24 protein-coding genes are annotated in these 26,790 nt (G+C 60.0%); 10 read left to right on the top strand and 14 right to left on the bottom strand.

What is annotated here, in order from left to right:
- The first annotated feature begins 145 nt into the window (after positions 1-145).
- Complete coding sequence (locus tag J3P91_RS01445; RefSeq protein ID WP_434602523.1) at positions 146-1,753, top strand: methyl-accepting chemotaxis protein; 1,608 nt, start codon at positions 146-148, stop codon at positions 1,751-1,753.
- A gap of 62 nt (positions 1,754-1,815) precedes the next feature.
- Here the strand turns inward: J3P91_RS01445 and J3P91_RS01440 are convergent, their stop codons facing one another.
- The gene (locus tag J3P91_RS01440) at positions 1,816-2,493 is read right to left on the bottom strand and encodes an RES family NAD+ phosphorylase (RefSeq protein WP_434570296.1); all 678 of its coding nucleotides are present in this window, start codon (positions 2,491-2,493) and stop codon (positions 1,816-1,818) included.
- Positions 2,493-2,903, bottom strand: a complete 411-nt coding sequence (locus J3P91_RS01435; protein ID WP_434570298.1) for an MbcA/ParS/Xre antitoxin family protein — start codon at positions 2,901-2,903, stop codon at positions 2,493-2,495. Before J3P91_RS01435 ends, J3P91_RS01440 begins: the two co-directional genes overlap by 1 nt.
- A 313-nt stretch (positions 2,904-3,216) precedes the next feature.
- Between J3P91_RS01435 and J3P91_RS01430 the strand changes: the two genes are divergently transcribed.
- Positions 3,217-4,140 carry a LysR family transcriptional regulator gene (locus tag J3P91_RS01430; protein ID WP_434602522.1) on the top strand — a complete coding sequence of 308 codons (924 nt, stop codon included), beginning with the start codon at positions 3,217-3,219 and terminating at the stop codon, positions 4,138-4,140.
- Here J3P91_RS01430 and J3P91_RS01425 read toward each other — a convergent pair.
- From J3P91_RS01425 to J3P91_RS01405, 5 genes are all read right to left on the bottom strand, one after another.
- Entirely contained in the window at positions 4,057-4,374 is a 318-nt protein-coding gene (locus J3P91_RS01425) for an AzlD domain-containing protein (RefSeq protein WP_305497500.1), read from the bottom strand. The two genes, J3P91_RS01430 and J3P91_RS01425, sit on opposite strands and share 84 nt — an antisense overlap.
- Positions 4,353-5,066, bottom strand: a complete 714-nt coding sequence (locus J3P91_RS01420; RefSeq protein ID WP_305497501.1) for an AzlC family ABC transporter permease — start codon at positions 5,064-5,066, stop codon at positions 4,353-4,355. The genes J3P91_RS01425 and J3P91_RS01420 overlap by 22 nt, the downstream gene beginning before the upstream one ends.
- Positions 5,063-5,500, bottom strand: a complete 438-nt coding sequence (locus J3P91_RS01415) for a GNAT family N-acetyltransferase (protein WP_434604963.1) — start codon at positions 5,498-5,500, stop codon at positions 5,063-5,065. The genes J3P91_RS01420 and J3P91_RS01415 overlap by 4 nt, the downstream gene beginning before the upstream one ends.
- A 13-nt stretch (positions 5,501-5,513) precedes the next feature.
- Positions 5,514-6,260: a 2OG-Fe dioxygenase family protein gene (locus tag J3P91_RS01410; RefSeq protein ID WP_305497502.1), complete on the bottom strand. Its 747-nt coding sequence runs from the start codon at positions 6,258-6,260 to the stop codon at positions 5,514-5,516.
- 81 nt (positions 6,261-6,341) lie between these two features.
- A complete protein-coding gene (locus tag J3P91_RS01405) occupies positions 6,342-6,539 on the bottom strand; it encodes a hypothetical protein (protein WP_434602521.1) in 198 nt (65 codons plus the stop codon).
- Positions 6,540-6,662: 123 nt separating this feature from the next.
- Here J3P91_RS01405 and J3P91_RS01400 point away from each other — a divergent pair, with 123 nt between their 5' ends.
- The 3 genes from J3P91_RS01400 to J3P91_RS01390 are packed head-to-tail and all read left to right on the top strand — an operon-like array spanning position 6,663 to position 12,490.
- Positions 6,663-7,403, top strand: coding sequence for a DUF4123 domain-containing protein (locus tag J3P91_RS01400; RefSeq protein ID WP_434602520.1), 741 nt, complete (start codon positions 6,663-6,665; stop codon positions 7,401-7,403).
- The gene (locus J3P91_RS01395; protein ID WP_434602519.1) at positions 7,403-12,094 is read left to right on the top strand and encodes an RHS repeat-associated core domain-containing protein; all 4,692 of its coding nucleotides are present in this window, start codon (positions 7,403-7,405) and stop codon (positions 12,092-12,094) included. Before J3P91_RS01400 ends, J3P91_RS01395 begins: the two co-directional genes overlap by 1 nt.
- 3 nt (positions 12,095-12,097) lie before the next feature.
- The gene (locus J3P91_RS01390) at positions 12,098-12,490 is read left to right on the top strand and encodes an Imm50 family immunity protein (RefSeq protein ID WP_434602518.1); all 393 of its coding nucleotides are present in this window, start codon (positions 12,098-12,100) and stop codon (positions 12,488-12,490) included.
- Between the two features lie 275 nt (positions 12,491-12,765).
- Here J3P91_RS01390 and J3P91_RS01385 read toward each other — a convergent pair whose 3' ends face one another.
- From J3P91_RS01385 to J3P91_RS01365, 5 genes are all read right to left on the bottom strand, one after another.
- Positions 12,766-14,052, bottom strand: a complete 1,287-nt coding sequence (locus tag J3P91_RS01385) for an OprD family porin (protein WP_434602517.1) — start codon at positions 14,050-14,052, stop codon at positions 12,766-12,768.
- 295 nt (positions 14,053-14,347) lie between these two features.
- Positions 14,348-14,548: a hypothetical protein gene (locus J3P91_RS01380; protein ID WP_305497506.1), complete on the bottom strand. Its 201-nt coding sequence runs from the start codon at positions 14,546-14,548 to the stop codon at positions 14,348-14,350.
- A 244-nt stretch (positions 14,549-14,792) separates the two neighbouring features.
- The gene (aguA, locus tag J3P91_RS01375) at positions 14,793-15,899 is read right to left on the bottom strand and encodes an agmatine deiminase (protein ID WP_434602516.1); all 1,107 of its coding nucleotides are present in this window, start codon (positions 15,897-15,899) and stop codon (positions 14,793-14,795) included.
- A 3-nt stretch (positions 15,900-15,902) separates the two neighbouring features.
- Complete coding sequence (aguB, locus tag J3P91_RS01370) at positions 15,903-16,781, bottom strand: N-carbamoylputrescine amidase (protein ID WP_434602515.1); 879 nt, start codon at positions 16,779-16,781, stop codon at positions 15,903-15,905.
- 251 nt (positions 16,782-17,032) lie between these two features.
- Positions 17,033-19,945 (bottom strand): aminotransferase, encoded by a 2,913-nt coding sequence (locus tag J3P91_RS01365; RefSeq protein ID WP_434602514.1) that lies wholly within the window; start codon positions 19,943-19,945, stop codon positions 17,033-17,035.
- A 151-nt stretch (positions 19,946-20,096) separates the two neighbouring features.
- Here J3P91_RS01365 and rfbC point away from each other — a divergent pair, with 151 nt between their 5' ends.
- The 4 genes from rfbC (at position 20,097) to J3P91_RS01345 (ending at position 24,391) form a co-directional block, all read left to right on the top strand.
- Positions 20,097-20,645: a dTDP-4-dehydrorhamnose 3,5-epimerase gene (gene rfbC / locus J3P91_RS01360; protein WP_434570316.1), complete on the top strand. Its 549-nt coding sequence runs from the start codon at positions 20,097-20,099 to the stop codon at positions 20,643-20,645.
- A gap of 61 nt (positions 20,646-20,706) precedes the next feature.
- Entirely contained in the window at positions 20,707-22,515 is a 1,809-nt protein-coding gene (locus J3P91_RS01355) for a sensor histidine kinase (RefSeq protein ID WP_434602513.1), read from the top strand.
- The gene (locus J3P91_RS01350; RefSeq protein ID WP_434602512.1) at positions 22,512-23,900 is read left to right on the top strand and encodes a sigma-54-dependent transcriptional regulator; all 1,389 of its coding nucleotides are present in this window, start codon (positions 22,512-22,514) and stop codon (positions 23,898-23,900) included. The genes J3P91_RS01355 and J3P91_RS01350 overlap by 4 nt, the downstream gene beginning before the upstream one ends.
- A 35-nt stretch (positions 23,901-23,935) precedes the next feature.
- Positions 23,936-24,391, top strand: coding sequence for a YiiD C-terminal domain-containing protein (locus tag J3P91_RS01345; RefSeq protein WP_434602511.1), 456 nt, complete (start codon positions 23,936-23,938; stop codon positions 24,389-24,391).
- Positions 24,392-24,536: 145 nt separating this feature from the next.
- Here the strand turns inward: J3P91_RS01345 and cysQ are convergent, their stop codons facing one another.
- The gene (gene cysQ / locus J3P91_RS01340) at positions 24,537-25,364 is read right to left on the bottom strand and encodes a 3'(2'),5'-bisphosphate nucleotidase CysQ (RefSeq protein ID WP_434602510.1); all 828 of its coding nucleotides are present in this window, start codon (positions 25,362-25,364) and stop codon (positions 24,537-24,539) included.
- Complete coding sequence (gene nudE, locus J3P91_RS01335; RefSeq protein ID WP_305497515.1) at positions 25,361-25,927, bottom strand: ADP compounds hydrolase NudE; 567 nt, start codon at positions 25,925-25,927, stop codon at positions 25,361-25,363. The genes cysQ and nudE overlap by 4 nt, the downstream gene beginning before the upstream one ends.
- 90 nt (positions 25,928-26,017) lie before the next feature.
- Here nudE and yrfG point away from each other — a divergent pair, with 90 nt between their 5' ends.
- Positions 26,018-26,680, top strand: a complete 663-nt coding sequence (yrfG, locus tag J3P91_RS01330; protein WP_434570326.1) for a GMP/IMP nucleotidase — start codon at positions 26,018-26,020, stop codon at positions 26,678-26,680.
- The last annotated feature ends 110 nt before the right edge of the window (positions 26,681-26,790 follow it).

The following is a 26,790-nucleotide window of genomic DNA, read 5'->3' as shown; positions in this document are numbered from 1 at the left end:
GCAAGCTCCCTCGCCACGAGATTAGTGGAGCATTCATCTATTTATTTTCCCCGCCGATAGCCTCAATCAAGAGCATGCCTTTCCAAGGCTCGGCGAGCGCTCATCTACACTTGCCCGATATCCCCCGCTCCAGGAGCAACAAGCGATGAAAATCCGCACCAAGGTTGTAGGTTCGGGGTTGGTCAGCCTGTTTTTTGCGCTGTTGCTGGGCGGTATCGGGCTGTGGGGCTACCACGCCATGACCGAGGCCCTGGCGCAGAACGAGACCAGTATCTCGGCGATGCGCAAGCACATGGAGGCGGACATGATGCACGACGCCATTCGTGGCGATGTGTTGGCTGCCTTGCTGGTTGCACCGGGAGATGCCGAGGGCGCGAAGGAAGTCACCGAGGCGTTCGACGAGCATTCGCAGCGGATGCGCAAGGTTATCGCGGAGAACGCCGAGGCTCGGTTGCCGGGTACGATTTCACAGACCATTGCCGAGCTGAAGCCTCAGGCCGAGGCGTATATCGCCTCGGCGAAGCAAGTGATTGGCAAGGCGTTGAGCGGGGCTCAGGATGGCCGGGCGTTGCGTACCGAGTTCGATAAAGCGTTTTCGGCGCTGGAAGAGCGTAACGAAGCGGTCAGTGAATTGATCGAGAGCCAGGCGCAGGTTTCTCGCGAACATCAGGACCACAGCATTCATACCTCGGAACGCTGGTTGATCATCACGTTGCTGGCCACCTGCGTGGCGCTTGCATTGCTGTCGTGGAGCCTGCTCAAGGCAGTGCTCACGCCGCTGAACAAGATCATTCTCAATACTCAGGCGATTTCTCAAGGCGATTTGCTGCGCTCGATGGGCCCCCATGGCGATGATGAGCTGGGCCAGTTACAGGCGGTGATCGAACAGATGCAGGCAAACTTGCGGCAGATGATCGCGACGATCCGTAGCCAGAGCGACGAGTTGCATGGCACGTCCCGCAATCTGGGCGATACGGCGCGGCAGATTGTGTCCAGCGCCGACCAGCAAGCCCAGAGCGCTACCAGCATGGCGGCGAGCATGGAGCAGATGATGGCGAACATCAGCCAGATCCATCAGCACGCCGACAGCGCGCGGACGATTTCGGCGCAGTCCGAACAACTGGCGAGTAGCGGTGGGCAAGTGATTCTGGGGGTGGTGGAAGGCATGAACCGGATTGCCGAGGTGGTCAACCAGTCTTCCAGCAAGATCACCGCTCTGGATGCGTCGTCCGAGGATATCCATTCGATCATCCAGGTGATCAAGAGCATCGCCGAACAGACCAATCTGCTGGCCCTCAACGCCGCTATCGAAGCTGCTCGAGCCGGCGAGGCGGGCCGCGGTTTTGCGGTGGTGGCCGATGAGGTGCGCAATCTGGCGGCGCGCACCACTCAGTCCACCCAGGAGATCACCGCGATGATCGAGCGCATCCAGTCCAGCGCCCGGGATGCGGTGGCGAACATGCAGGCCTGCGTCAGCCGCGTGGACGAAGGCGTCAACCTGGCCCAGCAGGCCGGCGTGTCGATCAGCGAAATCCGCACGGGCGCACGACATGCTGCCGAAGTGGTGGAGGAAATCTCCCAGACCATTGCCGAGCAATCAAAAGCCAGCGACGAAATGGCCCAGCGGGTAGAAGCAATAGCCGAGCAGTCTCGGGAAAACACCCGCTCGATTCACGATCTGACAAAAACGGCTGACCATCTGAACGACGCCGCGGGCTCGATGCAGGCTTCGGTGCAGCAGTTCAAGATTTGATCAACCACGCCCGCCTGTACGTGGGGTAAAGGAGCTTGCCCGCTGGCCGCACGGCAGCTCCTTCACACTTGGCTGACCTCAAACACGAACGAAATCTCCCGTTTCTGGGCACTCCACACGTAACGAATATGCTTGCCCTGCACCGGAATCGACACCGCCGGCGGGCGAAAGGCGGCCACGCATTCGTGGCCGGGCAAGCGGACGCTGTTGTACAGCAACCCCCACGACAAGGTTTCACGCAGCTCCCGGGCAAATACCTGGGACGGGCCGTACGCGTCAGGGTCCGGGTTATGCAGATGGGGATAATCGTGGCGGATGTCGTGCAGGGGTTTGACGATCTTGTTGACGTAGGTGCGCATGGTCAACTCCAGGTCCGGCTCGTTGGTCGCGCCAAGGAAGCGTGCCTGGTGGTAGCAGGTCTCGGCAATCGCGGCCTCCTGGCTGCTGGCAGCGTAGTAGACGCCGAATGTGCCGTCGCTGAAGCGGCTGCGCTTGCCGATGTGGGTGAATGCCGCCATCACCGGCGACGAGCCCGGGCCGGAAACCCGGTCTTCGGGGCGTACCCGGGACAGCACGCCGGCCTCTTCCATGAGCCGGTCATTGGTCAGCGCTTCGAGGGCGTAGGCGGTGGGCAGGTCTTCGGGATCAAGCACGTCTTCGAACAGCGTGATCGGCGGAAAGCTGCTGTTGACGATCCGATAGGCCCGTTTCCATTGCGGGTCCGCCAGTGGTGGCGTCATCAGCCGCGCACTCCGTCGAGGTATCGCCGCACATCGGCGATGTCCACCACTCGCCCGGTCAGCATGTAGGAAAGCGCCGACTGGCCGTTAAATGGCGCCGCGTTATTGGGACTGCTGACCCATTGATACACGCGGTCCCGGCTGTTGCTGAAGATGATGCTCAGGGCTTTATGAATACCCATTAGGTAAGAGATTCGCTCGAGGGTATCGCGCGGCAGCCTTACGTTGTCGGGTAATTGTTTGTACTTGTAGAAAGTCGTGTTCCCTACCTTGCCCAACAGCGTGCGCTGCTGCTCGACGCTGCAGCCCCACAACTCCATGAGGTTGAAGAAGAACTTCAACGCGATTCGACCCGCGTCCGGGGAATCCAATTGTTGCTGTGCGTTGAGCGTGATGGAGGAAGTCGCCATGAGGTTTGGGCTCCTGTATTACGGACTGTTGCGTAAAGACTAATACATAGACGGATAAAAATTAAGTTTTAATTCGCAAGCGAATAGATTAAGGACCAGGAAGTCTGGATTTACCCGCAGATGTTTCGGCCTATACACAGCACCAGCAAAAAATCAGAATCGCGCATAAGCTCCAATCATCGCCTGCCGGAGCTTTTCGCCACAAAACCGCGACAACCGTGGCAAGGTGCTTGATGATAGCCAGCATCGCACCGCCAGACCCTGGCCAGGTGCCAAATAACAGCGAGCCCACTTAAGCAGAGGGCATTACCCCATGGATAGCAGAACCTTACGCAACCTCATGCGCATCGTGCAGACCGGCTCGTTGTCGGCTGCGGCGGAGCAGTCGTGCCTGACGGTGCAGGCATTGGCGGCACAATTGAACAAGGTCGAGGAACAATTCGGGTTTCGGTTGTTCCGCCGCTCGAACAAAGGCCTCGCATTGACCAGCCAGGGCTCGGAACTGACGCCCTTCATGGACCAGGTCCTCGCGGCCACCCGGCAGCTGGAGGAAAAAGTCGCGGCGCTCAAGGCGCCCAGGCGACGTACCCTTAAGGTAGCGCTCAACACGACGCTGCCGGTGGAATTCAATCGACGGATGATCGAACGCCTGATCGCCGTTTTCCCCCAGTATCAGTTGGAGTTCAGCTACGCCGAATCGATGGAGAACCTGAGCAAGCTCAAGAACGAGCATTTTGACCTGGCGATCCTGGTCGGACAGCCGAGCGGATTTACCAGCATTCCGATGCCGGATGTCCAGGTACGCGTGGTCGGCGCTCATTGTGGCGAAGAAGATGATTCCCTTGGCCTGCTGGTTGACCGGTTCCAGGTGCGTCCGGCCGAGGAATGTCCTTATTCGCGCAGTTTCCTGCGCTTCCTCGATGCCGGTCTCGGTGAATACGGGCCGAGCCAGCGAATGGTCTATTCCTGCAGCGAAACCCTGACGCTGTCGTTGATTACCCAGCTCGACGGTTTGGGCCTTGTCTCCCGGGACGCGGCGCGGCGCAACGGCTTGGCTATCTTCCCGGATTTCGAGGACTTCCTGGAGGTACGCCTGGCGGTAAACAACCCTGAGCTTTCCGACCAGGCGCTGCATGATGTGGTGGACCTGACGCTACAGGAAAGAACCGAGCGCGATATACGCCGCCGTGCCCACCGCCACACTGAGAAACAGGTTGCGGCTGAAATACGCACATAGCAGGGTCGGAATCGCGGCGTAGAACTCTGGACGGTCGAGCTGTATCTGCTGGTCCTTGATCAACAACGGCGTCAGGGTGATCGCAGCGACGATCGCCACCGGCAGGTATTCCAGTGCACGGGCAACGAAGGGCGGCCAGTTTTCGGTGTTGACCTGCAGCGGCAAGGCCCGGGGCAGGAACGTCACGGCCATCATCAGGACCACAACCAGGATCAGGAACGTTTGGTCAGGCATACGCCCACCCCGCAGCCAAAAAACGTGGCAATGAATACGTTGAACGGCGAGCTGCCCAGCAGGCTCAGCGCGCCCATGCAGGCCACGGCCGCCAGCGCCGCGATCAGTTTGTTACGGGTGTTGCACAGCGAAACCAGCACATAGAGCATCATCGCGGTCAGGGCGTAATCGAGCTGATACTTGATCAGGTGCGCGGCGTATTGCGCACAGACCGCACCCAGCAAACCACCCAGCACCCAGGATGTGTGGCAGAAGAGGTTGAAACCGATCAGGTAGCGCACGCTTACCGGCGCCCCGCTGCCGAGCTTGACGCTGTGGAAAGCGAACGACTCGTCGGTGAGCCCCGACGCGTAGCACCAGCGCTCGAAGCGGCTAAGCCCCAGTGCTCGCAAAGCCTTGGCCATATACACAGACATCAGCATGTGACGGGCATTGATCAGGAATGTCGTCAGAACGATGGTGGTCAAGGAGGCCCCGCTGGAAATCAACGCCAGCGCGGCGAATTGTGAGGCTCCCGCGTACACGAACAGGCACATCGCAACTGGCAGCCACAAAGGCAAGCCGGCGTTGACCGCCATCAGACCGAACACAAACGAAACCGTGAAATAACCCGCTACCACCGGACTGGCTTCAGCAAAGGTTCGCGAGGCTTGTGGTTCGACCGCCAGCGGCTGGCTGGAAGTCTTGTTCATAAATCCCTCTCGAAAGTGATTTCACCCCGGGGTTCGCAAAACCCTTGGGCCGCCCAGAAACGCTTGCCGGCCAGATTGGCTTCGTCGACGAACAGAAACATGCGCAGCACGCCAACCTGCTTCATGTCGGCCGATGCCGCCTCCACCAGCCGCTGGCCCAGGCCTTGAGTGCGATGCCTTGGGCTGACGGCCAGGTGATTGATGGTGCCGCGAGTGCCAAGCATACCGCCGATGACCGCGCCGACGACGTCACCCGTCGCATCGAAGGCCAGGTAGGCAGTGGTGGTTTCCTGCAGCAACACCCCACGCAGGAAGCGGGCATCCTGCCATTCGCAAAATGACACTTCGGCAAAACCGCGAAAAAACTGCTCCAGTCGTTCGGCGTCCCTGACCATGGCCCGGCGCAGCAGGACCTGCTGCGCCGACTCATCCATGGGTTCGAGCTGTTCAGCGAACAATGTCGAAAGCGGTCCCGGGCCGCGAAAAGGAAATCGCCAGAATCTGCCTGAAGGCCATTTCATGGCTATGGGTGTTGCGGGCAGGGGTCACGTAATGGCGCATGTCGCGATCAAGGAAGAACGTCGTGTCGAGGATGTCCTCGTAGGTGGTCGCCGCCAGTTGCTCTTCCTGGGGGCTGTAGAGGCGGCTTTCAGCGCCCGCCACATTGTTGCGGCCCCAGAAGTGCACGCCGCTGAACGGATACCCATCGCAATGGATGCCCTCGGGGGTGATTTCCAATTGCTTGCCCGGCTTGATCTCGATGCGGATCTGGTGGATCTGGCACTGCCAGATCTCATCGTGCAATTCCTGCGGGAGGACGTTCTTGTACACCTCGAAGTCCGTGTCGATCAGGCTGCGCATGACCGGCGAATTGATCACTTCGTTGGAGAAATCCTGGAAGTGCCGCTCCAGCCCGCCGACATAGCTGTTGTTGGCCTTGGACTGGACATAGGCCCGGTGCTCGAGTTGCTTGAGCTCACGGGTTGCGGGGTTGTATTCGAAATCGCTATAGCGACGGAAACGCATGCCGGACTCGGCCTGACCGTAATAGCTGTCGGGCTCCATGTTTTCCCAGCTTTTGGTCAGCCGGACAAAGTCGCCGAAATGACCGTAGAGATTGAAGTCACCACCGCGGACGTTGACGTATTTGTCACGCCTTAGCGCTTCGCCCACTTCCCTGTTCAGTACGATCATTTTTCTCAGGTCTCCACTGCAATGAGCGGACTAATCTATTAGGTGCAGGATTTCCGTCCATGAGAAAGTATTTGAGGCATTTCAAGCCGCGCTTGAAACGGTGCAAAAAACTTCGTCAGTGCGACTTTTTGCCATGGAGATCACGCTCAAGAGGTCCTTTTTAAAGCAAGCGCTGGTGAAAACATTGCCGCTGCCCTGAATGCGCAAAAACCGACGCAGCACCACGCCACCTGTTAGGCATTTTTCTGTGAAAGAACCGGCCCAGCCCGCCTGAAGCATTCCTGAAAAACCCTGGACCCGCCGGCTCGCGGGCGTTCCCAATTACCTGGCTCATTCCTTGATAGACGTGGGGCCCCGGGACAAATCCCGGTTCCGACACCACCTTTCGGCAAGGAGAGCCTCATGGCGCCATCGGCGTTCACGCCCCTCGATCCCAGGACATGGCTGGCGCAACAGCCGTTGCAGGAAAACGAACACCTGTACCTGATCATCAGCGCAGCGAGCGAAGCCGGTGCGTTGCAAGCCCTTCGCACTTCAGTTCTCGCTCATCCATTGCTGCCCATCTGGAGCGACACCCCCTACGCTGCCTGGCAAGCGGTGATGCCCTATGTCACCAAGCTTGAGCCCGACTCGGCGTTCCTGACGTGGATCGCTGGGAACGATGCCCTCGATTGGGGCTGGCTGGCCGTGTCCCACTGCGAACCCGGCGAGGTACTGACGCATCTGCGCAGCTTGACGCAAGTGCGGATGCCGGACGGGAACCCGGTGTTTTTCCGGTTCTGGGATGGGCGGTTCATTTATCTGATCCTGGAAGAACTGGGTGGCAACGCCGGCACTCTTTTACCGGTCTTCGAGCGATACCTGATCAATGGCAAGTCCCTGGAAACAGTCTCTACGAAAGTGCCTGCGGCGAAAGACTGGCCGTGGTGGGAAATGTCAGAAAAGCTGTTGGACGCGCTGGAGAGCCCATCGGCATCAGTAGACAGCCTGATGCATTGGCTCGAAGAAGAGCGCCTTGACGTTTATACCGCTTGGCCAGAAAGCATTCTGAAACTGAAAGTCAGCCACTACGTACGCCACGCGAGATCTCGGGACAATCTTCGGAAAACGCTGCTGGACGATCTGATGCTGGAGCAAGGTTGATGTCCGCGAATAATCACATCGCGTTCGTCGATGAGGAACTGGCGACATTCAAAGACGGTTTGAAGCGTTATCAGGAGCAGACCCAAGCCTGGTATGCACAACGTGCCGACGATGTGAGCCGGCTCAGGGACCTGCCTTCGCTGACGGGCATGGAACGCGTCATCAAGGTCGGTGACAATCAAAAAACGGTGGGAATGACTGACAGCGATTTTAACTCGAATGTGGCCAGGTGCCCACGCAAAGGGCCTTTGCTGATCGAGAGCAAGTTCGAGTCGGTCTACGACATCCCGATCGGCGATATCGACGTTGAAATCGTCGATGTGGACACCGGGTCGGTCAGCACCGTAAGGCTGGATGCGCAGGGGAAGGCCCGCTGGACCAAAGGTGTTCCCGGCAAGTACTACCAGATACGCGTGCACAGCGAGGTCACACCGACTCAGATCAATGAGCTGTTCAATGCCTATGAAGGGCTGACAGGCGAGCTGGAAAAATTCCTGCGCAATAAATGGGAGAGCCCAGCGGGTTACCGGCACCAATGGTCGAGCCTGTCTGTCTCCGGCACCGCCCTGGCAGTGGGCAGCGGCGTTCTCGAAGGCGGCTGGGAAGCCATAAGGGGGGTGTGGGATGGAATCCGCCTGGCACTTGAGATGCTGCAAAACCCGGCGAAGTTCGTAGAAGAGCTGGGTGAAGGAGCCGATCGGCTCATCGAAGTCGCCAGGAAAACCCCCGATATCATGAAGAAAGCCATGCTGCTGGCCAGCGACGAGGCCGCACTCTTCCTGATGATGCGTTGCGCACTGATCTGGCTGGCAAGCCTGCCGCCGATGCAAACGGCCGGCGATACCGCAAGGATGACCACCGCCGCGGTCATGGGAATCGTAATCGACATCGTGCTGGCGATTGTCCTTACGGTCGTTGCCGAGGGTACCGGGATCATCTATCTAGCGGCACGGTTGAAAAAATACGGAGAAATCATCCTCAAGGCGGTGACCGGTTTCGTAGAGTCCATATTCGCCATCATCAATGGCTTCATGGGGTATGTCGCCAAGTACATTCCCGTAGCGGTGCGGGGCCTGGCTGCGCCGATGAAAAAAGGTGCGGTCGAGCTACGCATTGACGGCAGGAGAAACGCCAGGCTGGTCGCTGGCAAGACAGGCGACGATGCGTCCAGGCAGGCGACCACGCCCACCGGCAAGAGTGCCGAACCCGCCGCCCGTACCTGCACCGATAAATGCCCGGTATCGATGGTGACCGGCGAAGAGTTGTTGACGCTGAACGATGGCCAACTCGACGGACTGTTGCGATTCGAGTGGACACGCCTGTACCGGACCAGCGCAGTGGAAATCGACTGCGGCCTGGGCTACGGCTGGAGCCATGCGCTGGCCCATCGGCTCGAAATCATCGGCAATGAAGTCGTCTGGACCGATCATGAAAATCGGTCGATCCCCTTCCCGCGTCCGAGCAAGCAGCGTCCGACGATTACCAACAGCCTGTCCCGTGCGGCTATCTACCTGGGTGACGCGCCCAACGAGCTGATCGTGGCTCAAGCGGGTCAGCGTCCTTCGTTCTATCACTTTCACCTTCAAAACGATGACGCGACTTTGATTGCCATCAGCGACAGTTATGGCAATCGGTTGCGCATTACTCGCGACGTCGTCGGAAAAATCCAACGCCTGGACAACGGCGCGGGACGTGGGCTGTTCTTGCGTTACCGCGACAGTCACATCATCGCGGTCGACTATCAGCGATTTCAAGTGGCGCAAACGTATGAGCAATGCTGGACGACTGCCCAAACGCTGGTCACTTACCACTATGACGCCCTGCATCGACTGGTCGAGGTGACAAATGCCGCTGGAGAAACCGAGCGTTATCGCTATGACGAACAGCATGTCATCGTCGAGCGACAGCTGGCCGGTGGCACCAGTTTTTTCTGGGAGTGGGAGAACGAAGGCAAGCTGGCCCGCTGTATCCGGCATTGGGCCAGTTTCTCGCAAATGCAGGCACGATATGCCTGGGACGATAACGGCAGCGTCACCGTAACCAATGTCGACGGTAGCGAGGAGGTCTATACCCACGACGACAAGGCCCGGCTCATCAGCAAGACCGATCCGGACGGCGCGCAACATCACAAGGCCTATGACAAAAAAGGCCGGCTGGTCGCAGAGAAAGACCTACTGGGAGCCGTGACCGAATACCGCTACGACGAAGATGGTTTGCTGACTGCCATCATCCCGCCGGAAGAAGAACCGGTGGTTTACGAACACATCAACGGGTTCGTCAGCGATGTCCATCGCGGTAAAGCCAGTTGGAAATACCGCCGCAATCGGCAAGGCGACATTACCCGGCAGACCGATCCAGACGGAAACATCACGCACTACCACTACAGCGACCAAGGTCGCCTGACACACATTACCCACCCCGACCGTAGCTCCCATTCATTGGCCTGGAACACTCTCGGCCAATTGGTGGAAGAATGCCTGCCCGACGATAGCGTGCTTCGATATACCTACGATGCGCTGGGCCGGCAGATCAGCCGCCAAGACGAACATGGCGCCGTCACCCATTACCAATGGGACGCCGTCGGCCGACTGCTGCAAACCACCCTGCCCACCGGCGCCACCCGCGCCTGGAGCTACAACGCCTACGGCAAGGTCACCGCCGAACGCGACGAACTGGGGCGCATCACCCGCTACGAATACGCCGACGACCTGCACCTGATCAGCCGGCGGCTCAATCCCGATGGCAGCGAACTGAAGTATCGCTACGACTCGGCGCGGCTGTTGCTCACCGAAGTCGAGAACGAATCCGGCGAAAAATATCAGCTGGCCTACACGCCCAACGGATTGATCCGACAGGAAACCGGCTTCGACGGCCAGCGCACCGGCTACGCCTACGACCTCAACGGCCACCTGCTGGAAAAGACCGAGTTCGGTTCCGATGGCAGCCAGCGGCTCACCGCTTACCAGCGCGACAGCGCTGGCCGCCTGTTGCGCAAGACCTTGCCCGACGGCAAACCGGTCGAGTACCGCTACGACGCCCTCGGCCGGCTGGTCAGCGTCGACGACGGCCACTGGCCGCTGGCCTACGAATACGACAACCAGGACCGCCTCGTCGCCGAACACCAGGGCTGGGCCACCCTGCACTATCGCTACGACGAGGCCGGCCGGCTGACCTACTGCCGCCTGCCCGACCGCAGCACCCTCAACTACCGCCACCTCTACGGCGGCGCGCTGCTGGCCATCGACCTCAACGGCCAGTGCCTGACCGAACACCGTTTCACCGGCACCCGCGAACGCCAGCGCCAGCAAGGCCTGCTGCTCAGCGACTACAGCTACGACGAACAGGGCCGCCTCAAGGCCCAGACCGTATGGCAGACCCAGCAGAAGCAATTGTTCTGGCGCGACTATTCCTACAGCGCCAACGGCAACCTCGCCACGCTTTCCGACACCCGAAACCGACGCGCCTACCACTACGACCCGCAAGATCGCCTGCTGCGAATCGACTACGCCCACAGCCAGCCCCCCGAGCAGTTTTCCCACGATCCGGCCGGCAACCTGCTGCTGCACGACCGCCCCGGCCCGACCACCCTCAAGGGCAACCGCCTGCTGATGGAGGGCGATCGCCACTACGACTACGACGCCTACGGCAACCTGGTCACCGAACGCCGCGGCAAAGCCCAGTGCTTGATCACCGAATACCGCTACGACAGCCAGCACCGCCTCATCGGCCTCACCAGCCCGGACGGCAACGAAACCTCCTACCGCTACGACGCCTTCGGCCGACGCATCGAAAAGACCGTGGACGGCCAGACCACCGAATTCATCTGGCAAGGCGACCAGCTCATCGCCGAAAGCAGCGACCACCATTATCAAAGCTACGTCTACGAGCCCGGCACTTTCCGCCCCCTCGCCCTGCTCGAAGGCCAAGGCCCAAAAAACGCCACGCCCTTCTACTACCACAACGACCACCTGGGCACACCCCAGGAACTGACCAGTCACCAAGGCGAAATCGTCTGGGCGGCGCGCTACACCGGCTACGGCAAACTCACCAAACTGGCCCACGGCGCCGGCAAGCGACTGACCCAACCGCTGCGTTTCCAAGGCCAATACCACGACCTGGAAAGCGGCCTGCACTACAACCGGCATCGCTACTACAATCCGGACACGGGGCGGTACCTGACAGCGGATCCGAGCAAGCTGGCGGGTGGGCTCAATGGGTATCGGTACACCCTGAACCCGACGGGGTGGGTGGATCCGTTGGGGTTGGTGGATTGTCCGGGGAACAAAGATAAACCAGCTGAAGGCCAGCAAAAAAGCGAGCCTCAACTACCCCAACCTTCTCGCCACGGCGCATTTAGGCATGCAAAAACAGACGCTGGCATACCAAAGACCCAGCAACCGGACCTTGTTTACGACGCCACCACGGGGAAAACACAGCAATACAGCTATGCAAGAATGACGGAGAGATCCGGCGAGAGTGTACTGAACAGCAAAGGAAAACCAATTTCGGCTAGAGAATATCAATTTACACGACACGACGGTTCTAAAGTGATAATCCAAGACCACTCTGCGGGGCATCAATTTAATCAACCAGACAATAGAGGCGACCAGAAAGCACATTTTAATTTGCGCCCCTTAGAACAAAGAAGAACAGGAAAAATCGCAAAAGAACATTATTATTTCACGGAGTAAGCCATGATTTTCTGGAATGATCTTGAAGGAAGTATTTTTTTTAATAAGATTTTTTCATCCCCGGTACCTATCGGCAAAATCGACTTGGCGTCATTAATTATAGACAACGATATTCCGACACTCATTTTTGAATTCGACATTGCAGAATACCCCGATGCCCCCCCGCAGAAATGGAAGCAATCAGGATTTAACATATGCCGAATAGGTCTAAATTGCGGAACACCAAAAAACCTAAAAATCATCAACATACCAACAAACAACAAACTAACTGTTCAGATAACACAACAAAAAGAGAGCCTTCTAATTCGAGCATCTAACGAAACCTCGCTTATAGAACTAGAAACCAAACACTTGCTGCTATGTGGACCCTCAGCCTATAGAAACGTAATTGAATGAGGTCATGCCGAGAGTTCCATAAAAAAGCTCTTGAGAAAATGCGTCGACCTGTCCTCAATCCGAAGATCGGGCGTATTAAACTGTGGCAGCCCGATCAAACATCAAAAAACAGACCTGGGAGCCTTCCGCCTCCTCACTCTGCGCAAAGACGAAGGCCCGAAGAAAGCCACATCGTTCCACTACCACCAGTCCCCAAAATCTAAAAGATCTAAAAAGTCCCCGGCCTGATAGTCAGGCCGAGGATCTCATAAAGTTTTCCTAAACCCGATCAACCATCAAAAAACATTAATCGGATAATCCACAAACACCCGCAGCTCATTACCGCTGACGTTGTATTCACTGGATTTCTGCGACACGCGCAGGACCGAGCTGCGCAAGCGTACGCTCAGGTCCTTGGCCGGGCCGCTCTGGACCACGTATTTGAACTGGTTGAAGATCTCGCGTTCGGTGCCGCCTTCGCTGGTGGAAGTGGTGATGTTGTCGCCACGCACATAGGCCACGTTGTAGGTCAGCCCCGGTACACCGAAGGTGGTGAAGTCCAGGCCGTAGCCCAGCTGCCAACTGCGTTCGTCTTCGGCGTTGAAGTCGGACCAGTAGGAGTTAGCCAGATAGATGGTGTTACCACCGTCGCCGACACGATTCTGATCACGTTGATAGCCGCCGTAGGCGTAGCCCAGGTTGCTGTCGCCGGTGCTGCGCTGGTGGGCGAGCGTGAAGCTGTGCGGGCCGGTGGCGAAAGTTGCCGCCAGGCTCCAGATTTTGTTGTCGTCACCAGTGACGCCGTTTTCGCGAACATAGCTGTCGTCCAGCTTGGTGCGATAGCCGTTGAAGTCCAGGGTCAGGGATTGGTCCTTGGCCAACGGGAACACGTAATTGGCGTTCACGTATTGCTTCTTCAATACGTCTTCGACATCGGATGCGTAGAGCGAAGCCTTGAATTGCTCGGTGAACTGGTAGCTACCGCCCAATACGTTGATCGATTTCAAGCCACCACTGTCACGGCCTTCAGCGCTTTTACGGGACTCGGCGGTGAAACGGCCGGCGTTCAGTTCGAGCCCTTTGATCTCCTTGGAGGTGATCAGCGTGCCGGTGTAGCTTTCTGGCAGCAGGCGCGAATTGTCGTAGTTCAACACCGGCAGAGTCGGCATCTGGTCGCCGTAGGCCAGCACCGTGTTGGAGACACGGAATTTCACCGCGGCGCCGAATTTGGAGAGATCATCGGCCGCGTTGCCGCTGTCGCCTTTCTTGAAGAAATCGATGCCTTGTGCACCGGTGCGCCCCTTGCCGCCGTCCAGACGCAGCGCATACAAGCCGAACGCATCCACGCCTACGCCCACGGTGCCTTGGGTGAAGCCGGACGAGAATGTACCGATGGCGGCCTGGCCCCATTCGGCCTTGTCCTTGTTGCCGTCCTTGTAGTCGCGGTTGATGTAGGCGTTGCGCAACAGGACTTTCAGGCTGCTGTCTTCGACGAACCCCTTGGACTCGGATTGATCGCTGGCCATGGCGTGTGTTGTGCTCAAAATCCCCAGTGCTAGCAAAGTAAAGCGTTTGTTCAACATGATTATTTTCCTTGTACGGGTTGATACGCACCGTAACCGGCAACCGAAATGGCGCTTTGCGCTCTTTTTCGGACTCTTGCTCCTGGAAATAATGAAAAGGCCCGGCCACGGATTGAGCGTGTCGGGCCTTTTTATTATTTAAGAGTCATGGCTGTTGGCCACAGGCGTGGGGCGAATCCTAGTCGCGCCCTGAAGTCCGTGTCAATTTCGTGAATCTTCGGTAATCAGGCGAAAAGCACGCCCATAAAAAAAGCGCCAGCCTTTCGGCCAGCGCTTTTTATCAATCCTTCGAATTCTATCCCTGCATGACATCCCACAACGCTTCCAGCTCCGCCTCGCTGAACAGGCCAACGGGGTAGCGCTCGATGATCATCCGGCGCGGATCAGGTTCTCTGATCTGACGCGTGCCATTGGACTTCAACCATTGCGCCAACGCTTGAAGCGACTCACCATTTACGGCCAAGGGATGGCATGTGCGCTCGCTTATCATATTCATTCCAGCGCCCTCTCCTGGTTGATGAGCGGCCAATTTATCCAAGGTTTGTGACAATACAACGCAGCTCCACTCCCCAGAACTGCACGGATGTCGATACAAGAGCTATGCCAAGGTAAACGGCTCGCCGACGAACCGCGCACAAAAAAGCCCGCGCCCCAATGGGAGCGCGGGCTTGCCAGGATGGATCCAAAAGCACCGGTATAGAGCTGCTGCGACTCCCGTCACCGAGCTGTTACATCCCCACTCATTTTGTGTGCGCGGCAGGTTGCTGTTGGGTAAGACAATGGATATTTCCGCCCCCCAGTAACAGCTCTCGCCCAGGCACCATGATGACTTCGTGCTGGGGAAACAGGTCCTGCAGGATTTGCCTGGCCGTGCTGTCCAGTGGATCGTCGAAACTCGGGGCGATGATGCCGCCATTGACGATCAGGAAGTTTACATAAGAGCCGGCCAGACGCTCGCCAGGTTTTCGCTCCTGTGAGCCGTGCACCACGTCCACACCGGCGCATTCTTCTTCGGTGGCATACAGCGGCCCGGGAATCGGCATTTTATGCACCGTGAACGAGCGGCCCTTGGCGTCGGTGCTGTTTTGCAGCACATCCATCGCCGCGTGGCAGCGGGCATAGTTCGGGTCCTGCGGGTCGTCGGTCCAGGCCAGCAGCACTTCACCAGGGCGTACGTAGCAGCAGAAGTTATCCACATGGCCGTCGGTTTCGTCATTGAACAGGCCATCGGGCAGCCAGATGATCTTGTCCACCGCCAATTGGGCACTGAGCACCGCCTCGATTTCCTGGCGGTTCAGGTGCGGGTTGCGATTGTGGTTGAGCAGGCATTCCTCGGTGGTGATCAAAGTGCCTTCGCCATCGACATGGATCGAACCACCTTCGAGGACGAAGCCCTCGGTGCGGTAGCGCGGGCTGCGCTCGATTTCGAGAATCTTGCCGGCCACCAGCGAGTCCCGGTTCCATGGGGAATACAAGCCACCCTCGAAGCCGCCCCAGGAATTGAAGTCCCAATCGACACCGCGCACTTCGCCGTTGTTGTTGATCACCAACGTCGGGCCTGTGTCCCGGACCCAGGCGTCGTCGCTGGACATTTCCACCAGGCGGATATTCGGCACATCGAGCCGCGCCCGAGCGTTTTCGTATTGGGCGGCGGATACCGCCACGGTGACCGGCTCGAAACGGGCGATGGCCTTGGCAACCACCACATGGGCGGCCTGCGCGGGCTTGCCGCCCAGGCGCCAGTTATCCGGGCGCTCGGGCCAGATCATCCAGACCTGGGTCTGGGGCGCCCACTCGGCAGGCATGTAAAAACCGTCCGCGCGCGGAGTGCTGTGCAAAGTTGTCATGATTCAGGACTCCAGTGAGCCGTCGAGGGTTTTGATCGCGCCGTACAGGTTCGGGCGCCGATCACGGAAAGTGCCCCAGGCACTGCGAATGTGTTCCAGTTCGTCGAGGTCGAAGCTGTGTACCAGCACGCCTTCTTCGGTCTCGTTCAATTCCTGGACTTTTTCACCGAACTGATTGGCGATGAACGAGGAGCCGTAGAACGTGATGTCATAGCCATCCTGCTCTTCGTTGCCGATGCGATTGCTGGCGACCAGCGGCATCAGGTTGGCGCCGGCATGGCCCTGTTGTACATGCTGCCAATGATCGCGCGATGAAATGGTCTTGTCGTGCGGTTCGCTGCCGATGGCGGTCGGGTAAAACAGAATTTCCGCACCTTGCAACGCCATGCTGCGGGCGCACTCCGGAAACCATTGGTCCCAGCAGATGCCTACGCCGATTTTCGCATAGCGGGTATTCCACACCTTGAAGCCGGTATCGCCAGGGTTGAAATAATACTTCTCATGGTAGCCAGGACCGTCCGGGATGTGGCTCTTGCGGTAGATGCCCAGGTTGCGACCGTCGGCGTCGATGATCGCAATGCTGTTGAAACGCGCACGCCCGGCCCGTTCAAAAAAACTGATCGGCAGCACGACCTGCAGTTCTTCGGCGATTTTCTGGAAGTGCTTGATGGCGACGTTCTCGTCAACCGGAGTCGCCAACTGCAAATAATCCGGGTTCGGCTTCTGGCAGAAGTACGGCGTCTCGAACAATTCCTGGATAAGGATGACCTGCGCGCCTTGTGCAGCGGCCTGGCGGACCAGCTTTTCAGCGGTCTCTATGTTGGCTTCGAGATCCCAGGAACAGGCCATTTGCGTGGCGGCTACGGTAACGATACGACTCATGAATCATCTCCCAGGCGATGGACAGTAGCGCCTTTATAGCCGATAAAAATCGGTATTTGAAGCATGAAGAACCATAAATCTGGTAATTTTCCATCAAAACACCGACAAAAATCGAATTTACACCCAATAAACCTGTGGGAGCGAGCCTGCTCGCGAAGAGGGGGGAACATTCAACATTGACGTTGACTGATCCACCGCTTTCGCGAGCAGGCTCGCTCCCACAGGAAAAACAGCGTGATGTGCCGGATAAACTACAACCCCTCCTCCAGGGCTTTCGCCAGCATGTCGACGAAGAAGTCCACGCTCTGGCGATTGGTGACCATCGGTGGCTTGATCTTGAGGATGTTCAGGTAATCACCAGTCGGCTGCATGAAGATGCCCAACTCCCGCAGGCGATTGCACAGCGCGGTGGTTTCCTCGGTGGCCGGTTCGAGGGTGTCGCGATTGCGGATCAGCTCCACGCCCAGGTAGAACCCGGAGCCATGCACCGCTCCGACCAATGGATACTGGTCGATCAGCGCTTCCAGGCGGGCCTTGAAATGTCCGCCAACGATCCGGGCGTTTTCCCACAGGTTTTCTTCCTCCATGACGTCCAGCACGGCCATGCCGATCTGGCAACTGACCGGGCTGCCGCCGGCGGAAGAGAAAAAATATCCCTCGGCTTCCAGCGCCTCGGCGATTTCCCGGCGGGTGATGACGGCTCCCAGCGGCTGGCCGTTGCCCATGCCCTTGGCCATGGTGATGATGTCCGGCACCACGCCTTGCTCCTCGAAGCCCCAGAAAAACTCGCCCATGCGCCCGTAGCCGACTTGCACCTCGTCGGCGATACAGACACCACCGCGCTCGCGCACCAAGGCGTAGACCTGTTTCAGGTACCCCGGTGGCAGCGCGATGCCGCCGGCATTGCCATATACCGGCTCGCAGATGAAGCCGGCGAGCTGACGTTTCTGTTCGGCGATTTTTGCCAGGTTGTGCTCGACGCTGAGCACGTAGTCCGGCGCACTGTCGACACCGCGGAATTCACCACGATAGGTGTTCGGCGCCGTCACCGGGTGCACCCAGTCCGGACGGCTGCTGAGGGCCTGGGGATTGTCGGCGATGGACGTCGAGACCGCATCGGCCGCCACCGACCAGCCGTGATAGGCCTCCAGCACGCTGAGCATGTCGCGTCCGCCGCTGTAGGCCCAGGCCAGGCGGATCGCCAGGTCGTTGGCTTCGGTGCCGCTGTTGACCAGGAACACCCGGTCCATGTTCGACGGCGCCAGCGCCAGCAGGCGTTCGGAAAACTCGGCGATCGCCGCGTAGTGGAAACGCGAGTTGGTGTTAAGCAGCGACCACTGCCTGGCCGCGACCGCCGCCATGCGCGGATGGCCATGGCCCAGCACCGCGACATTGTTGAGCATGTCGAGGTACGAGCGGCCCTGCATGTCGATCAGGTGGTTGCGCCAGCCACGCTCGATGCGCGGCGGGTCGACGTAGTAGTGCTTCTGCGAACGGGCAAAACTGGCATCGCGACGGGCCAGCAGCGCCTGCGGATCGATTTCCGGCTCGGCATCGCAAGCCAGCCCCAACAGCACCGCGGGTGATGGGCAGAGCGCTTGCCAGGCCTGCGCCCGGGACGGTGTGCAGAACAACGGCGGGGCCAGATGCGCGCCCCGGCACAGCTGGACCAGCAATGGGCCAGCCACCTCGCCCACTACCTGACCCTTTGCCAGCGCGGCCCCGGGTTGCAGCGACGAGGAAACGCCCCACAAACGCACGCTCAGTTGCGGGCCATCGAGCCGCAGCAAGCCGTCAGCGTCCCTGTGCAACACCCCGGCGAAGGGCGATTCCAGCGGCCTACCGTGAGGAATGTGCAGTTCCACATGGAGCGGATAAGTATCGGGCTCTTCGGCACTGTCCGGCCGGGTGCGGGACAACCGATACTGCCCGTAACGGCTGGCCGCCAATCCATGCACGGCGGCCGCTTCGCTCAGCAGGCGCTGATCGATCCCCGGCTGCTCCCAATTGCCCGCCTCGAAATGCGGGCTGAGCACACCCAGGTCGATCAGGGCGAAATCACGCCCCACCAAAGTCGGCAACAGCGGTGCGAAACCCTCGTTGGCGAGGGGCGGCAGGCTATGGCCCACGGCGGCAAGGATCGCCGCTTCCATCAACTCAAGCGGCACGGAATGGGCGACGTTGAAGATTTCCCATTCATGCCTGAGATTGTCGCGAGCATATTGGTTATCCGGATCGACAGCGACCTGTTGCTCTCCGCTAAGTACCAGCACAGCGGCGCGGGCCACGATCAACGGCCAAAGCGCCTGGAGCTCTTCACGCTGCAATGGATTGACCGCGTGGTAGGCCTTGATCGCCGGCAGGATGAAAAACGGATCTGCATCGGCATGATGTAACAGCGCCGCGCAGGTGACCGACAGATCGGTGACACGCCAGGTACGGATCAGGTCGCCGAAATCGATGACGCCCTGCAGTTGCCATTGGCGCTGTGCATCGCGTTGCCAGACCACGTTGTCATCGGTGATGTCCATGTGGATCGCCTGCATCGGCAGGCTGGCCTTGAGCGGCTGCAAGCGCCGTTCGGCCTGCTGTGCGACGTCGGCGATCAACTGGCGCCGCTGGTCATCGTCGATGACAGGCAACAGGTGATCGATCAAGGCTGGCGCGTGGCGCGCGTCCCATTGCAGGGTTCGCTCCAGGCCCGGGTGGTCGAACGTGGCCAAGGCCAGGTCCATGTCGGCGCACAGGCGGCCCAGCCCAGTCACCAGGTCAGGCGTGAGGTGCTTGAGTTGGGTGAGGGACTGGCCGTCGATGTACTCGAGCAGGCGCATGTGTATCGCTTGCCCGTCGACTTCTAGCGTCAGCAGGTCCTGGCCATTGGCAGCCTCGATCACCCGCGGCACCTTCACCGCGCCGTGCCCGGCCAACTGCTTGAGCGCGGCATGTTGGGCCTGGAGCTCCTGGACGGCGTAGTCGCCATGGCAGATTTTCAGCACGAACCGCCCGCGTTCGCTGTCGACGCGGTAGTTGAGGTCCTGATGACTGCCAAGGGGTCGCAGGTCACCGCTGAGTCCGTAATTCGAGCGCAGCAGTACCAGTGCCTGTTCGGCGCTGATCTGTGGGCTTGGCAAACTGGCACGGTGAACCAACGTGGCGAGTGGCATACAACGACCCCTGGGGTGGTTTTGTCTGGATGCCTATCTCGCCATCGAGTCGTTGGATAAGCAACCCCCTCTTTGACTCGGGGCTCGCGCCGACCACTGCTTTGGGCAAGAATGGACATCTTTGTTGCTGCCATTCCCATGGAGACACCCAATGAATGTAATCGCCACCGACCTGCCCGGTGTCCTGATCATCGAACCCAAGGTATTTGGTGACGAGCGCGGTTTTTTTTATGAAAGCTTCAACGCCAAGGCATTCAAGGACGCGACCGGCATCGACACTCAATTCGTGCAGGACAACCATTCTCGCTCGCTGAAAGGCGTGCTGCGCGGCCTGCATTACCAATTGCAGAACACCCAGGGCAAACTCGTGCGTGTCACCGCCGGTGAAGTGCTTGATGTGGCCGTGGACATCCGCCGCAGCTCGCCGAATTTCGGCAAATGGGTTGCGGTACGCCTCAGCGCCGACAATCACCGTCAACTCTGGGTGCCACCAGGGTTCGCCCACGGCTTTGTGGTCTTGAGTGAATTCGCGGAATTCCTCTACAAGACCACCAACTACTACGACCCGACATCCGAACGCAGCCTGTTGTGGAACGACCCCACACTGAACATCGACTGGCAATTGGGAGATATCCAGCCGCAACTGTCCGGCAAGGACCTGGCGGCTTCGACCCTGGAGCATGCGGACGTCTTCGCCTGATCGAAGACGCTGGCGTGCGTCCTAGGCATAATGCGCCTGTCCCCACAGGCGCATCATGCTCATGAATTCCACTCTCCCCCGCAGACCCCGTTGGCGCAGCCTGGCACTGCTGGCCCTGTGCCTGGCGCCGTTGCTGTGGCCGCTGGAGCACCTGGCGGAGCGTTACTACCGCAGCGAGCTGGCCGGGCAGAATCGCCAGACGCTCGATCTCTACGTCGCCAACCTGTTGGGAACCCTGCACCGCTATGAAGTGCTGCCGCAGATTCTTGGCGAGCTGCCGCCCCTGCGCGCAGTCCTGTCTGCGCCGGATGATGGCGTTACCCAGGGCAATGCCAATCGATTGCTGAAGAACATCAGCGCCCAGACTGGCGCTGAAGTCATGTACTTGATGGACGCCACTGGCAAGACCCTGGCGGCATCGAACTGGGACAAGCACGACAGTTTCGTCGGGCGCAATTTTGCTTTCCGCCCGTACTACATCGAAGCCATGGCCGGGCGTCTTGGACGCTTCTTCGGCCTGGGCACCACGTCGGGCAAGCGCGGTTACTTCTTTGCCGCCGCCGTACGTGATCGCGAAAAAGTCATTGGCGTACTGGTCGTCAAGGTCGACCTGGACCACACCGAAAGCCTGTGGGGCAAGACCCCTGAGCAATTGCTGGTGACCGACCATAATGGCGTGGTAATCCTGACTTCACGCCAGGAGTGGCGGTTTCGCGCAACCCGCCCTTTGAGCATCGAAGAGAGCAAGGCGATCAGCGCGGTCCAACCCTACCCGACCCGCGATCCGAAGCCGCTTCATCTGGACGCCAATGCCTGGCTGACCCAGACCCAGGTCATCGAAGAGACAGGCTGGAACGTGAGCATCCTGGCCCCGCGAACGCTGATCGATCGTCCGGTGCGCACGGTGGTGGTCATTGGTGGCTCGGCGTTGCTGGTCTTGATGTTGCTGCTCGGGTTGATGATGCAGCGCCGGCGCCATTACCTGGAACGGATCGCCTTCGAAGCCAAGGCCCGGCATGAGCTGGAAGGTCGGGTGGCGGAACGCACCAGTGACCTGGAAGGCCTCAACCGGCGCCTGCGCCAGGAAGTTCTGGAGCGCGAGCAGGCCCAGCAGGAGCTGGTCCGCGCCCAGGACGACCTGGTGCAGGCCGGCAAGCTGTCGGCCCTTGGCACCATGTCGGCGAGCATCAGCCATGAACTCAACCAGCCGCTGGCGGCCATTCGAAGCTACGCGGAAAACGCCGGGATCCTGCTCGATCACCAGCGCACCGACGACGCCCGGGGCAATCTCAAGCTGATCAGCGAACTGACCGGGCGCATGGCCTCGATCATCGCCCATTTGCGCGCTTTTGCCCGCCGCGACCGCCACGCGCCGGAAAGCGTCGCCCTGCAACCGGCGTTGGACGATGCCTTGGCGCTGCTCGCCAAACGTCGGCGCAGCATGGAAGTGGAACTGATCCGTGACCTGCCGGCCGCCACCTTGTGGGTCGAGGCCGGCGAGACACGCTTGCGCCAGGTGCTGGGCAACCTGCTGGCAAACGCCCTTGATGCCCTGACCGAAAAGGGCCCGCCGCGCAGACTCTGGCTCAGTGCCCAGGCAACGGAAACCGGCGTCAACCTGTACATACGCGATAACGGCCCGGGGTTCTGCATGGAAGCCCTGGGCCGGGCCGGCGAGCCTTTCTATACCACCAAGACCCGCACCCAGGGTCTTGGCCTGGGGCTGGCGATCTGCGACACCCTGATGCGCGCCTTCGGCGGCGAGCTGTTGTTTGCCAATCACAAGGAAGGCGGCGCCCTGATTACCCTGAAGCTGCGCGCGGGCGCGCCCGGGGTGAGCCTGCAACCGTCCGAGGACCGTAGTGTATGACCATCGATAACCAGATTGAGGTGGTGCTGATCGACGACGATCCCCACCTGCGTCAGGCCTTGAGCCAGACCCTCGACCTGGCCGGCCTGAAGATCCTGCCCCTGGGCGAGGCCAATGGCTTGGCCGGGCAATTGCCGCGAGACTGGCCCGGCGTGGTTGTCAGCGACATTCGCATGCCCGGCATGGACGGCCTTGAACTGCTGAACCAGCTGCACGCACAGGATCCGGAGCTGCCGGTCCTGTTGATTACCGGCCACGGCGATGTACCGCTGGCGGTCCAGGCAATGCGCGCCGGGGCCTATGACTTCCTGGAGAAGCCCTTCGCCAGCGATCATCTGCTCGACAGCGTTCGCCGAGCCCTGGCCTTGCGTCGCCTGGTCCTGGACAACCGCAGCCTGCGCCTGGCCCTTAGTGACCGGCATGAACTCAGCGCCCGCCTGGTTGGCCAATCGGCGCCCATGCTGCGCCTGCGCGAGCAGATCGGCGCCTTGGCGGCGACCCGCGCCGACGTGTTGATCCTCGGTGAAACCGGGGCCGGCAAGGAAGTGGTCGCGCGCGCACTGCACGACCTCTCAAGCCGGCGCAACGGGCCCTTCGTGGCGATCAACGCCGGCGCCCTGGCTGAGTCAGTGGTGGAAAGCGAACTGTTCGGCCACGAGCCCGGCGCCTTCACCGGCGCGCAAAAACGCCGTATCGGCAAGTTCGAATTCGCCAATGGCGGCACATTATTCCTCGATGAAATCGAAAGCATGAGTATGGACGTACAGGTCAAACTGCTGCGCCTGCTGCAAGAGCGCGTAGTGGAACGGCTGGGGGGCAACCAGCAGATCCCGCTGGATATCCGCGTCATCGCCGCCACCAAGGAAGACCTGCGCCAGGCCGCCGACCAGGGCCGTTTTCGCGCCGACCTGTATTACCGTCTGAACGTCGCGCCGCTGCGTATTCCGCCGTTGCGCGAACGCGGCGAAGATGTGCTGATGCTGTTCCAGCACTTTGCCAACGAAGCCAGCACCCGCCATGGCCTGCCGCCGCACGAACTGCAGCCGCCCCACCGGGCGCTGCTGTTACGCCACAGCTGGCCGGGTAACGTGCGCGAATTGCAGAACGCCGCCGAACGTTTTGCCCTGGGCCTGGAACTGGCACTGGACAACAGCGCGCCGGACAGCAGCCCCGCTGCGGTGGATGTGATCAGCGGCGGCCTGAGCGAGCAGGTGGAGAACTTTGAAAAAACCCTGATCGCTGCCGAACTGGCCCGTTCCCACAGCTCCGTACGCAGCCTCGCCGAAGCCTTGGGCATTCCGCGCAAGACGCTGCACGACAAGTTGCGTAAACACGGGCTGAACTTCGGCGACAGCAGCCATGGCCCGACCGAAGAGTCGGATTGAGCTCCACCCTTTCACTTTCAGCCAAGAGGGCCTGTATGAACCGCGACAGCCACTACCTGGAAACGATCCTGCACCGGGACATCCCGCTGACGCAGGACATGGGACTGAAGGTGCTCGGCTGGCAAGCCCGGCAGCTACGCTTGTTCCTGCCGATCGCGGCCAACGTCAATCACAAGAGCACCATGTTCGGCGGCAGCCTGTATTGCGGCGCCGTGCTCGGTGGCTGGGGCTGGCTGCACCTGGCGCTGCGCGAGGAAGGCATCGAAGACGGGCACATTGTGATCCAGGAAGGGCAGATCAGTTATCCGCTACCGGTTACCCGCGACGCGACCGTCATCTGTGAGGCGCCCGATGAAAAGACCTGGACGCGTTTCCTGGCCACTTATCGTCGCTACGGACGGGCAAGGCTGACCTTGCAGACGCAGGTGGTAAATGTGGATAGCGAGGACCTGGCGGTGCAGTTTGAAGGGCAGTACGTGCTGCATCGCTGATTGGCGCATAGACCCGTGGCGAGGGAGCTTGCTCCCGCTCGGCTGCGCAGCAGACGCTTTGGGGCCGCTTCGTCCGAAGCGTCGGACCGGCCCAGCGGGAGCAAGCTCCCTCGCCACAAAAGCTTCTGGGCTAAAAGATCAGATTTTAAGAACGAGCCAGCTCCAGCAACTTCCCACGCCACGGCGCTTTCGCCGGAAGCGCCAGGAAAGACGTATTCAATAACGACTCGCGTGCCGGATAGCAGAACGGCTGGCCCTGCAGGTCGAGTACCTCGCCACCCGCGCCCTCCAGCACGCCCTGGGCAGCGGCGGTGTCCCACTGCGACGTCGGCGCCAGACGCGGGTAGCAATCCGCCGCACCTTCAGCCAAAAGGCAGAACTTCAGCGAACTGCCGATATTGGTCAATTGCAGCGCCCCCAGGCTTTCGCTCAAACCGCCCAACAGGCGTTCCTGCTCCGGGCTGGTATGACGGCGGCTCGCGACCACCGTAAAGGTTTCACCGCGCGCCAGCACGTTACGCACCACAATGGCCGCAGGCTCGGCATTCCTGTCGCCGCGCCAGGCACCCAGGCCTGCACCGCCGGCATAATAACGACCGTTGGTGGGCATCGACACTACACCGAACACCACTCGCCCGCCCTCGATCAGGGCGATATTGACGGTAAATTCCTCGCTGCCGGAAATGAACTCCTTGGTGCCGTCCAGCGGATCCACCAGCCACCAGCGTTGCCAGCCGGCGCGGACGCTTTGCGCAATATCGGCATCCTCTTCGGAAAGGATCGGGATATCCGGCGCCAGGGCTTTGAGCCCGGCCACGATCACATGATGAGCTGCCATGTCGGCGGCGGTCACCGGCGATTCGTCGGCCTTGCGCACGACCTCCACATCGGCCCGCCAGAAGGGCAGGATCGCGTCGCCAGCCGTGAGCGCCAGCTCGATAACCGGGGCCATCAGGGGATGCGGAAAATTCATGGCAGGTAGGCTCCGCGCTGAGTCAGCAGATCGCGGGCCAGGTACAACGCCGCCAACGCCCGGCCCTCGGTGAATTGAGGGTTCTGCGCCAGGGCCGACAGCTCGCCCAGGTTAACCTTGTCCACACGCATTGGCTCGGGCTCGTCGCCTTCCAGACGCTCCTCGTATAGATCGGTCGCCAGCACCACCTGGATCTTCTGGCTCATGTAGCCGGGAGACAATGACAACTCAGTCAGGTGTTCCAGTTGACGGGCGCCAAAACCGGCTTCCTCCTTGAGCTCGCGCTCGGCCGCCGCCAGCACATCTTCACCTGGCTCGATCAGGCCCTTGGGCAGGGACCATTCGTAGGCCTCGGTACCGCCGCAATACTCTTCCACCAGCACCGCATGGTCGGCGTCGAGCATCGCCACGATCATCACCGCACCGTAACCTGCGCCCTTGCCCGCCAGGCGTTCGTAGGTGCGTTCCACACCGTTGGAAAAACGCAGTTTCAGTTCTTCCACGCAAAACAGGCGGCTGGTGGCGACGATCCGTCGGTCGAGTATGGTGGGTGTCTGGCGCATAAACGGCTCCCTGGGCGATAGCAGGCTACTATACCCGGCCTATCCTGATTGTTTGCGTCGGATATCTGATTACCGCTGGAGAAGTTTTTTATGGCGTTGTTGCCCTGGCACGAGATCGATACGGTTCTGCTGGACATGGACGGCACCCTGCTGGACCTGCATTACGATAATCACTTCTGGCTGGAGCACCTGCCCCAGCGCTATGCCGAACTGCATGGCGTCAGCCGGGCCATGGCAGAGATGGAACTGCAGCCGCTGTTCGAGCGCAACGCCGGCCAGTTGCAGTGGTACTGCCTGGATTTCTGGAGTGCCGAGCTGAAGCTGCCGGTGCGCGAACTGAAGCTGGAAACCGCCCACCTGATCGCCCTGCGCCCGGACGCCGATACATTTCTGGCAGCCATCCAACAGGCCGGCAAACGGGTCGTGATGATCACCAACGCCCATCGCGACTCGTTGTCCCTGAAGCTGGAACGCATCGAACTGGCTCGGTATTTCGAGCGTTTGATCAGCTCCCACGACTACGGTTTTCCCAAGGAAAGCCCGCAGTTCTGGGACGCCCTGCAAGCCGACCTTGACTTCGACCCGGCCCGCAGCCTGTTCATCGACGATACCCTGCCGGTATTGCGCAGCGCCCGGGATTTTGGCATCGCACATTTGCTGGCGGTCAGCGAGCCGGACAGTCGCAAGGGGCCGAAGGATACGGGGGAGTTCGATGCCGTCAGAGATTATCGGGATTTGATTGCCGGGCTTTGAACCGCACCGTCCTCATCGCGTGCAGGCTCGCTCCCACCTTGGCTCGCGGCGAACCAGTAATCTCTGTGGGAGCGAGCCTGCTCGCGATAAGGACACCGCCGGGCTCAAAT

Origin of the sequence: Pseudomonas sp. Z4-7 (assembly GCF_051131965.1) — a bacterium.
In the GTDB taxonomy this organism is placed as follows: domain Bacteria; phylum Pseudomonadota; class Gammaproteobacteria; order Pseudomonadales; family Pseudomonadaceae; genus Aquipseudomonas.
The sequence above is the reverse complement of the archived record's forward strand: the minus strand, read 5'-3'. Positions and strand labels throughout refer to the sequence as shown.

Excerpts from the sequence above, each read along its gene's own strand:
- J3P91_RS01405 (WP_434602521.1), bottom strand. The coding sequence starts at position 6,539 with ATGCTTCAGGCGGGCTGGGCCGGTTCTTTCACAGAAAAATGCCTAACA.
- J3P91_RS01420 (WP_305497501.1), bottom strand. The coding sequence starts at position 5,066 with ATGAACAAGACTTCCAGCCAGCCGCTGGCGGTCGAACCACAAGCCTCG.
- J3P91_RS01440 (WP_434570296.1), bottom strand. The coding sequence starts at position 2,493 with ATGACGCCACCACTGGCGGACCCGCAATGGAAACGGGCCTATCGGATC.
- aguB (WP_434602515.1), bottom strand. The coding sequence starts at position 16,781 with ATGAGTCGTATCGTTACCGTAGCCGCCACGCAAATGGCCTGTTCCTGG.
- yrfG (WP_434570326.1), top strand. The coding sequence starts at position 26,018 with ATGGCGTTGTTGCCCTGGCACGAGATCGATACGGTTCTGCTGGACATG.
- J3P91_RS01400 (WP_434602520.1), top strand. The coding sequence starts at position 6,663 with ATGGCGCCATCGGCGTTCACGCCCCTCGATCCCAGGACATGGCTGGCG.
- J3P91_RS01380 (WP_305497506.1), bottom strand. The coding sequence starts at position 14,548 with ATGAATATGATAAGCGAGCGCACATGCCATCCCTTGGCCGTAAATGGT.
- J3P91_RS01390 (WP_434602518.1), top strand. The coding sequence starts at position 12,098 with ATGATTTTCTGGAATGATCTTGAAGGAAGTATTTTTTTTAATAAGATT.
- J3P91_RS01430 (WP_434602522.1), top strand. The coding sequence starts at position 3,217 with ATGGATAGCAGAACCTTACGCAACCTCATGCGCATCGTGCAGACCGGC.
- J3P91_RS01350 (WP_434602512.1), top strand. The coding sequence starts at position 22,512 with ATGACCATCGATAACCAGATTGAGGTGGTGCTGATCGACGACGATCCC.
- J3P91_RS01395 (WP_434602519.1), top strand. The coding sequence starts at position 7,403 with ATGTCCGCGAATAATCACATCGCGTTCGTCGATGAGGAACTGGCGACA.
- J3P91_RS01355 (WP_434602513.1), top strand. The coding sequence starts at position 20,707 with ATGAATTCCACTCTCCCCCGCAGACCCCGTTGGCGCAGCCTGGCACTG.
- nudE (WP_305497515.1), bottom strand. The coding sequence starts at position 25,927 with ATGCGCCAGACACCCACCATACTCGACCGACGGATCGTCGCCACCAGC.
- J3P91_RS01445 (WP_434602523.1), top strand. The coding sequence starts at position 146 with ATGAAAATCCGCACCAAGGTTGTAGGTTCGGGGTTGGTCAGCCTGTTT.
- aguA (WP_434602516.1), bottom strand. The coding sequence starts at position 15,899 with ATGACAACTTTGCACAGCACTCCGCGCGCGGACGGTTTTTACATGCCT.
- J3P91_RS01385 (WP_434602517.1), bottom strand. The coding sequence starts at position 14,052 with ATGTTGAACAAACGCTTTACTTTGCTAGCACTGGGGATTTTGAGCACA.
- J3P91_RS01425 (WP_305497500.1), bottom strand. The coding sequence starts at position 4,374 with ATGCCTGACCAAACGTTCCTGATCCTGGTTGTGGTCCTGATGATGGCC.
- cysQ (WP_434602510.1), bottom strand. The coding sequence starts at position 25,364 with ATGAATTTTCCGCATCCCCTGATGGCCCCGGTTATCGAGCTGGCGCTC.
- J3P91_RS01435 (WP_434570298.1), bottom strand. The coding sequence starts at position 2,903 with ATGGCGACTTCCTCCATCACGCTCAACGCACAGCAACAATTGGATTCC.
- J3P91_RS01365 (WP_434602514.1), bottom strand. The coding sequence starts at position 19,945 with ATGCCACTCGCCACGTTGGTTCACCGTGCCAGTTTGCCAAGCCCACAG.
- J3P91_RS01415 (WP_434604963.1), bottom strand. The coding sequence starts at position 5,500 with ATGGATGAGTCGGCGCAGCAGGTCCTGCTGCGCCGGGCCATGGTCAGG.
- rfbC (WP_434570316.1), top strand. The coding sequence starts at position 20,097 with ATGAATGTAATCGCCACCGACCTGCCCGGTGTCCTGATCATCGAACCC.
- J3P91_RS01345 (WP_434602511.1), top strand. The coding sequence starts at position 23,936 with ATGAACCGCGACAGCCACTACCTGGAAACGATCCTGCACCGGGACATC.
- J3P91_RS01410 (WP_305497502.1), bottom strand. The coding sequence starts at position 6,260 with ATGATCGTACTGAACAGGGAAGTGGGCGAAGCGCTAAGGCGTGACAAA.